Annotated in this window: 9 protein-coding genes; 5 read left to right on the top strand and 4 right to left on the bottom strand. The window is 65.7% G+C overall.

Annotation, left to right across the window (positions count from 1 at the left end; genetic code table 11):
- The 3 genes from VFW84_RS04625 to VFW84_RS04615 all read right to left on the bottom strand — a co-directional run.
- A partial coding sequence (locus VFW84_RS04625; RefSeq protein WP_329679263.1) for a branched-chain amino acid ABC transporter permease occupies positions 1–708 on the bottom strand: 708 nt, incomplete at its 3' end.
- Positions 709–828: 120 nt separating this feature from the next.
- A complete protein-coding gene (locus tag VFW84_RS04620) occupies positions 829–2,301 on the bottom strand; it encodes an aldehyde dehydrogenase family protein (RefSeq protein WP_329679262.1) in 1,473 nt (490 codons plus the stop codon).
- Between the two features lie 2 nt (positions 2,302–2,303).
- Entirely contained in the window at positions 2,304–2,585 is a 282-nt protein-coding gene (locus tag VFW84_RS04615) for a hypothetical protein (protein WP_329679264.1), read from the bottom strand.
- Between the two features lie 158 nt (positions 2,586–2,743).
- On the opposite strand from VFW84_RS04615, the gene VFW84_RS04610 reads away from it, so the two are divergent.
- From VFW84_RS04610 to VFW84_RS04600, 3 genes are all read left to right on the top strand, one after another.
- Complete coding sequence (locus VFW84_RS04610; protein WP_329679261.1) at positions 2,744–3,010, top strand: RNA-binding S4 domain-containing protein; 267 nt, start codon at positions 2,744–2,746, stop codon at positions 3,008–3,010.
- Between the two features lie 59 nt (positions 3,011–3,069).
- Positions 3,070–3,741 carry a class I SAM-dependent methyltransferase gene (locus VFW84_RS04605; RefSeq protein ID WP_329679260.1) on the top strand — a complete coding sequence of 224 codons (672 nt, stop codon included), beginning with the start codon at positions 3,070–3,072 and terminating at the stop codon, positions 3,739–3,741.
- 100 nt (positions 3,742–3,841) lie between these two features.
- Positions 3,842–5,488 carry an acyl-CoA synthetase gene (locus tag VFW84_RS04600; RefSeq protein ID WP_329679259.1) on the top strand — a complete coding sequence of 549 codons (1,647 nt, stop codon included), beginning with the start codon at positions 3,842–3,844 and terminating at the stop codon, positions 5,486–5,488.
- Here the strand turns inward: VFW84_RS04600 and VFW84_RS04595 are convergent.
- Positions 5,465–5,980 carry a hypothetical protein gene (locus VFW84_RS04595; RefSeq protein ID WP_329679258.1) on the bottom strand — a complete coding sequence of 172 codons (516 nt, stop codon included), beginning with the start codon at positions 5,978–5,980 and terminating at the stop codon, positions 5,465–5,467. The genes VFW84_RS04600 and VFW84_RS04595 overlap by 24 nt on opposite strands.
- Before the next feature lie 128 nt (positions 5,981–6,108).
- On the opposite strand from VFW84_RS04595, the gene VFW84_RS04590 reads away from it, so the two are divergent.
- Both VFW84_RS04590 and VFW84_RS04585 read left to right on the top strand, forming a co-directional pair.
- A complete protein-coding gene (locus VFW84_RS04590; RefSeq protein ID WP_329679257.1) occupies positions 6,109–6,996 on the top strand; it encodes an ion transporter in 888 nt (295 codons plus the stop codon).
- Positions 6,997–7,042: 46 nt separating this feature from the next.
- The coding region (locus tag VFW84_RS04585) for an alcohol dehydrogenase catalytic domain-containing protein (protein WP_329679256.1) at positions 7,043–7,240 on the top strand (198 nt) is incomplete at its 3' end.

Here is a 7,240-nt window from a genome sequence, read left to right as displayed (position 1 = left end):
CGCCGTGAAGGCCTTGAGCCCAGGCAGGAAGCCCATGGTGTGCTGGACCGAGCCGTAATTGGCCGCCCACATCACCCCCGCCAGGGCCGCCAGCGCGGCCCCGATGGCGAAGGTGGCCGTGATCACCTTGTCGGGCTGCACGCCCATGAGCTGGGCCACCCGGGGGTTCTCGGCGGTGGCACGCATGGCGCGGCCCAGGCGGGTGCCATGGATCAGGGCCATGAGCCCGGCCAGCGTCAAGGCGGTGACCACCAGGATCAGGATCTGCACCAGGTTGATGGTGGCGCCCATGATCTCGTAGGGCTCGTCGTTGAGCAGGATGGGATAGGGCTTGTAGTCGGGCTTCCAGATGATCATGGCCAGGGTCTGCAGCAGCAGCGACATGCCCATGGCCGTGATCAGCGGCGCCAGGCGCGGGGCGTTGCGCAGGGGCCGGTAGGCCAGCTTCTCGATCACCACATTGAGCGCCATGCACACCGCCATGGCCGCCACCAGAGACAGCGACAGCAGGGCCCAGCCCGGCAGGCCGGCGTCGGCAAAGTAGCTCACCACCGTCCAGCTCACCAGCGCGCCCACCATCAGCACCTCGCCATGGGCGAAGTTGATGAGGTTGATGATGCCGTAGACCATGGTGTAGCCCAGTGCGACCAGGGCGTACATGCTGCCCAGCACCAGGCCATTGATCAGTTGTTGAATGAAGGTGTCCACGAAGCCTGCCTAAGAGTCACTGCCGTCTCATGCAAAAAGCCCGCCACTCGGGTGCTCCGGGGGGCGGGCTGGTGCCCTGGGGACCGGATTATCGGTCATCCCAGGGGTGCGGTGACACACTCAGAACAGCTTGGGCAGCTTGAGCGAGTCGACCACCATGCGGATCAGCTTGGGCTTGAAGCCGCTGTAGGGCGGGAAGAACAGCTTGGCCACCATGATCGGGCCGGACTTGAGCACAGCGCGCTCGTGCGAGAAGGCCTTGAAACCGTAGATGCCGTGGGCACTGCCGATGCCGGAGTTGTTGACCCCGCCAAAGGGCAGATTGCCGTGCGCATAGTGCAGCACACAGTGGTTGATGCCCACGCCGCCCGAGCTGGTCTCGGTCATGATGCGGCGGGTGCGTGCCTTGTTGTGGCTCCAGATGTAGAGCGCCAGTGGCTTGGGCTGGGCGTTGATCGCACGGATCACGGTGTCCAGGTTGTTCCAGGTGATGATGGGCAGCACCGGGCCAAAGATCTCCTCGCTCATGATGGAGGCATCGGCCGGGATGTTGTCCAGCAGCGTGGGGGCCACGAAGGCCTGGCCCACGTCGGACTGCCCGCCCAGCAAGATGCGGGCGCCACGCGTCTTGGCATCTTCGACCAGGCCGGCAATGCGCTGGGCATGGCGCTGGTTGACCACGTGCGTGAAATGCGGGCTGGCCTGCTGGGCCTGGGCAGTGTCGCCATAGCGCTCGGTGATCACACGGCGGCACTCGGCCACGAACTTGTCCTTGACCGCTTCGTGCACATAGACATGGTCGGGCGCGACGCAGGTCTGACCGCAGTTGACCAGCTTGCCCCACATCAGCGTCTCGGCGGCGGTCTTGAGGTCGGCCGTCTCGTCAACGATCACGGGCGACTTGCCGCCCAGCTCCAGCGTGACGCTGGTGAGGTGCTTGGCGGCCGCAGCCATCACCACCTTGCCCACGGCGGGCGAGCCGGTGAAGAAGATGTGGTCGAAGGGCAGGGCCAGCAGCGCGGTCGAGGTCGGCAGCGCCCCCTCGAAGATGGCGACTTCGTCTTCCTTGAAGATGTCGCGGATGATGGACACCATCACCGCGCTGACGTGGGGCGTCATCTCCGAGGGCTTGACGATGGCCGTGTTGCCAGCCGCCAGGGCGGACACCAGGGGGCCGAAGCACAGGTTGAGCGGGAAGTTCCAGGGCGCGATGATCAGGCTGCGGCCGCGCGGCTGGGCCTCCACCCAGGCGGAGGTGCCGCCAGTGGTCATCGTGGGCCACACGCGCTTGGGGCGCATCCAGCTCTTGAGATCGCCCATGGCATGGCGGATCTCGTCGAGCACGGGCATGAACTCGGTGCCTTCGACTTCCGACGGGGGCTTGTGATAGTCCAGATCGAAGGCCTTGTAGAAGTCTTCGCGGCGCGCCAGCATGGCATCACGCAGCTTGCGCAGGCGGGCAATGCGCTCGGCGGCGGTGGACGAACGCCAGGCCAGCGAGGTCGCCAGTTGCGCATCGAAGGCGCGCTGGATGTCGGCGGGGTTGGCCTCGCCGGTTTGCGGATCAACCACATGCATCATGGGAGCGTTCATCTTCAGGACTCCTGGATCTGCTGGAGGCCGGCGCGGATCACGCGGTCGGCCAGTTCGTTGACGGACACACCGGCGGCCTGGGCCTGCTCTTCGAGCTGACGCACCAGATCACCATGGACCTTGAGCGGCAAGGGCACCAGGCCGGCGGCCTGATCCAGCTTGCGCTGCTCGCGCCGGTCAAGCACCTGGGCCGAGCCCTGGGCAAAACGCCCGGGCACACCGGCATGGCGCATCTGACCCATCAGCTTGAGGGCTTTGTTCTTTTCGAGATCGGTTTTTTTCATCGACATGAGCCGGGGCCCTCAAGGGGGCTGACAATCGGCGTCAGCCCGAATTTCACGGTGCGCTCCGCAGTTTTGAAAACACCGGTGCGCACAATGGCGCGATTGTGCACGTTCTGGACGCCCGCGCACAGTCTGACTTCCACGGAGACCCCATATTCATGCCCCCACTGCAGCAAATCACTTTCGAGGTCCGCGGCGAGTTCATCACCCTGGACCGCCTGCTCAAGGCCTGCGGCCTGGCCGAGAGCGGCGGGCGGGCCAAGACCATGGTAGCCGAGGGCATGGTGCAAGTCGACGGGCGCGATGAACTGCGCAAAACCGCCAAGATCCGCCCAGGGCAGGTCGTGAGCCTGCACGGCGCACGCATCAAGGTCGTGGCCGAGTCCGGGGGGCAGGAGCACAAACACGGAGAAGGCGCCGCCTGATTCGTCGATATCATCGGCCGCTTCCAACCAAACCATTCATCACCTGGGATCTTTGCGTCATGGCGCTGTGGCACTCGTTCATCCTGCCGATCACCGGCTATTTCCGCCGCCGTCGCATGCAAATGATGCGTGAGGCCTGTCCGGAATTGTTCGACACCACCGAGCGCCGCATCCTCGACCTGGGAGGCTCCCAGCATTTCTGGGCCAATTTCCCGATCGATCTGAGCCGCAAGCATGTGGTGATCTACAACATCAGCGAAAGCGAGACCTCGTCCCAGCAAGGTGCCGCCGCCCAGATCCCCGTGAAGATCTACGACGGCGCCCACCTGCCCGAGGCCGATGGCAGCTTCGATGTCGTGGTGTGCAACTCGGTGCTGGAGCACGTGCCGGTGGCCCACCGCCCGGTGGTGGTGGCCGAGATGCAACGCGTCGGGCGCCGCCTGCTGGTGCAGACGCCCGCCTTCGAGTTCCCGGTCGAGCCGCATTTCATCTTCCCGCTGCTGCACTGGATGCCGCGCTTCCTGGGGCGCCAGTTGGTGCTGATCTCGCCCTGGTTCTGGCTGTCGCGCCCCGGCGTGGCCCACGCCCGCGCCTATTTCGACGAGATCCGCCTGCCCAGCCGGCGTGACATCGAGCGCCTGTTTCCCGACAGTACGGTGCGCTGCGAGCGCGTGGCGGGCTTGGTCAAATCCTATGTGGTCTCGGGCGCCGGGCGCGCCCCGCAGCGCTGAGCGGCATCCGATCGTCCCAAATTCACCGGAAACGGGGGTTGATTGATGGATCCATCACCCAAGTCGTTGTAAGGTATTGGGCTTCCCACAAGGAGAGCCCATGCCTCACATCTTTGCGCAGGACCTGCCAAAAACCGACGCCAACTTCAGTGCCTTCACCCCCCTGGCCTTCCTGGAGCGATCCGCCCTGGTCTACCCCGACCGGCTGGCCGTGGTGCACGGAGACCTGAGGCAGAGCTGGTCACAGACCTACCGGCGCTGCCGCCAACTGGCCAGCGCGCTGCAGCAACGCGGCATCGGCGTGGGCGACACGGTGGCGGTGATGCTGCCCAACACGCCGCCCATGGTCGAGGCCCACTTCGGCATCCCCATGTCTGGTGCCGTGCTCAACACCCTCAACACCCGCCTGGACGCCGAGGCCATCGCCTTCATGCTGGACCACGGCGAGGCCAAGGTCGTCATCGTCGACCGCGAATTCGCCCCCGTGGTGGCCAAGGCCATCGGGCTGCGCCAGTCGACAACGCCCGTGCTGGTGGTCGATGCCGACGACGCGCTCTACACCGGTGACAACGCCCCCATCGGCACGCTGAGCTATGAGGCCCTGCTGGCCTCGGGCGACCCCGATTTCGCCTGGCAGATGCCGGCGGACGAGTGGGACGCCATCAGCCTGAACTACACCTCGGGCACCACCGGCAACCCCAAGGGTGTGGTCTACCACCACCGGGGCGCGGCCATGAATGCCGTCTCCAACATCCTGGAATGGGACATGCCCAAGCACGCCGTCTACCTGTGGACGCTGCCCATGTTCCACTGCAATGGCTGGTGCTTCCCCTGGACGGTAGCGGCCCGCGCCGGCGTGAACGTCTGCCTGCGCAAGGTCGACCCCAAGGCCATCTTCGATGCCTTCCGCGAGCACGGCGTGACGCACTACTGCGGCGCCCCCATCGTTCACTCCACCCTGGTCAATGCGCCCGCCGAGCTCAAGCAGGGCATCACCCAGCAGGTCAAGGCCATGGTGGCTGGTGCAGCACCGCCCGCCGCCATGATCGAGGGCATGGAGCAGTTGGGGATCGACCTCACCCATGTGTACGGCCTGACCGAGATCTACGGCCCCGCCTCGGTGTGCGTCAAGCACGAGGACTGGGACCAGCTGGATGTGGGCGAGCGTGCCCGCCTGAACGCCCGCCAGGGGGTGAACTACCACCTGCAGCGCAGCGTGACCGTGATGGACCCGCTCACCATGCAGGAAGTGCCCGCCGATGGCGAGACCATGGGCGAGATCATGTTCCGCGGCAACATCACCATGAAGGGTTACCTCAAGAACCCCAAGGCCACACAGGAGGCCTTTGCCGGGGGCTGGTTCCACACGGGTGATCTGGCCGTGAAGTACCCCGACGGCTACGTCAAGATCAAGGACCGCAGCAAGGACATCATCATCTCGGGCGGCGAGAACATCTCGTCTATCGAGGTCGAAGACGTGCTCTACCGCCACCCCGCCGTGCTGGCCGCCGCCGTGGTGTCCAAGCCCGACCCCAAGTGGGGCGAGACCCCCTGCGCGTTTGTGGAGATCAAGCCCGGCGCTCAGGTCACGGCCGAGGACATCATTGCCCACTGCAAGCAACACCTGGCGGGCTTCAAGGTGCCGCGCGCCGTGGTCTTTGGGGACATTCCCAAGACCTCGACAGGCAAGATCCAGAAGTTCGAGTTGCGCAAGCAGGCCGGCTCAAGCACGGCGATCGACGTCTGAACCCGCAGGCGGCCCGGCCGTCAGGGCCGCCGACACGATGGCGGGCAGCGCCGCCACGTCCTGCAGCATCTCCGGCGGCAGATCACCGGAGGCCTTGAGCTCGCGGGGGTCACCGTAGATGATCTGCGTGGCCCCATCAGGCCCGCTGCGCAGCCACAGGCGCAAAGGCAGCTCCCAGCCCCCTTCGCGGCCCGTGGTGGAGGTGGTCTGGACCACGGGCGTGCGGCCATCGCGGTGCCCCAGGACGAGCACGCGCTCGGCCCACGGGCCGGATCCACCGGCCAGGTTCACCATGATGTCAAAGCCGTGTCGGCGCGCGGCGGCCCGCAGGCGCTGCAGTGTTTCGTCCAGGGGCCGCTGGCTGGACGCCGTCACGACGCCGCGGCGCTCATCTTGTTCACCCTCCTCCCGGGCGGCAGCCGACGCACCGCGCCCGGCCACCAGGAGCACCAGGGCCATGCAACCCGTCATCCAGTATCGGGACAGTTTCATCGTGGCACCTCCTACAAGACAAGATCCTGCTCAGATGCGGGGCGCCGTCTGAAAGTTCAAGACCATGGGCGTTTCAAGACGTAAAGTCCACCCTGAAAACACGCGCCCAACTGGCATATAAACACGCCATGACGAACACCTCCTCCTCCGCGCAGGACAAGCCCCTGGATGGCTGGCGCCTGAAGCTCTACACCATCATCTTCGAGGCCGACACGGTGGCCGGGCGCCGCTTCGACCAGGCCGTGCTCATCGCCATTCTGGTCAGCGTGGCCGTGGTGGTGCTCGACAGCGTGCAATCCCTGCAGACGCGCTGGGGCGGTATCTTCACTGCCATCGAATGGTTCTTCACGCTCGCCTTCACGGCCGAATATGTGCTGCGGCTGATCTGCCTGCGGCGCCCGCTGAGCTACGCCCTGAGTTTTTTCGGCATCATCGATCTGCTGTCCGTCCTGCCCACCTACCTGGCCATCCTGGTGCCAGAGGCGCACCTGCTCATCGATGTGCGCATCCTGCGCCTGCTGCGGGTGTTCCGCATCTTCAAGCTGACCGGTTTTGTCAATGAGTACACCTCGCTGGGGCGGGCCATCCAGGCCAGCCGACGCAAGATCCTGGTCTTTCTGTCCTTCGTGCTGATGGTGGTGCTGGTGCTGGGCACCGTGATGCACGTCATCGAAGGGCCTGAACATGGCTTCACCAGCATCCCCACGTCCATGTACTGGGCCGTGACCACCATGACCACGGTGGGTTTCGGGGACATCACGCCCAAGACCGACCTGGGGCGGCTGGTCTCATCCCTGATGATGCTGCTGGGCTGGGGCGTGCTGGCCGTGCCCACCGGCATCGTGACCGCCGAGATGACCGCCCAGCGTCAGCAAGGCGGCAACGGCGGTGGCGCCACCTCGCCCAGCACCACCCGTACCTGCCCCAACTGCCTCACCGAAGGGCTCTCTCACGAGGCCAACTACTGCTGGAAATGCGGCACCGAACTGCCCGCCCATCAGCACGACGCCACCTGAGGCAGGCCCGTATGATCGCTCTCACCCGCCCCCACAAGGACACCCCATGAAGACACGCGCCGCCGTCGCCTGGAAAGCAGGCCAGCCCCTTACGATCGAGACCGTGGACCTGGAGGGGCCGCGCGAAGGCGAGGTCCTCGTCGAGATCAAGGCGACGGGCATCTGCCACACCGATTACTACACCCTGTCGGGAGCGGACCCCGAAGGCCTGTTCCCGGCCATCCTGGGCCACGAAGGCGCGGGC

Source organism: Aquabacterium sp. (assembly GCF_036279655.1).
GTDB lineage: Bacteria > Pseudomonadota > Gammaproteobacteria > Burkholderiales > Burkholderiaceae_C > Aquabacterium.
Note: the sequence above shows the minus strand (reverse complement) of the source record. Positions and strands in the feature narration are given on the sequence as shown.

What these genes read in the sequence shown, in the direction of transcription:
- VFW84_RS04605 (WP_329679260.1), top strand. Translation starts at nt 3,070, where the DNA reads ATGGCGCTGTGGCACTCGTTCATCCTGCCGATCACCGGCTATTTCCGC.
- VFW84_RS04595 (WP_329679258.1), bottom strand. Translation starts at nt 5,980, where the DNA reads ATGAAACTGTCCCGATACTGGATGACGGGTTGCATGGCCCTGGTGCTC.
- VFW84_RS04610 (WP_329679261.1), top strand. Translation starts at nt 2,744, where the DNA reads ATGCCCCCACTGCAGCAAATCACTTTCGAGGTCCGCGGCGAGTTCATC.
- VFW84_RS04590 (WP_329679257.1), top strand. Translation starts at nt 6,109, where the DNA reads ATGACGAACACCTCCTCCTCCGCGCAGGACAAGCCCCTGGATGGCTGG.
- VFW84_RS04615 (WP_329679264.1), bottom strand. Translation starts at nt 2,585, where the DNA reads ATGAAAAAAACCGATCTCGAAAAGAACAAAGCCCTCAAGCTGATGGGT.
- VFW84_RS04600 (WP_329679259.1), top strand. Translation starts at nt 3,842, where the DNA reads ATGCCTCACATCTTTGCGCAGGACCTGCCAAAAACCGACGCCAACTTC.
- VFW84_RS04620 (WP_329679262.1), bottom strand. Translation starts at nt 2,301, where the DNA reads ATGAACGCTCCCATGATGCATGTGGTTGATCCGCAAACCGGCGAGGCC.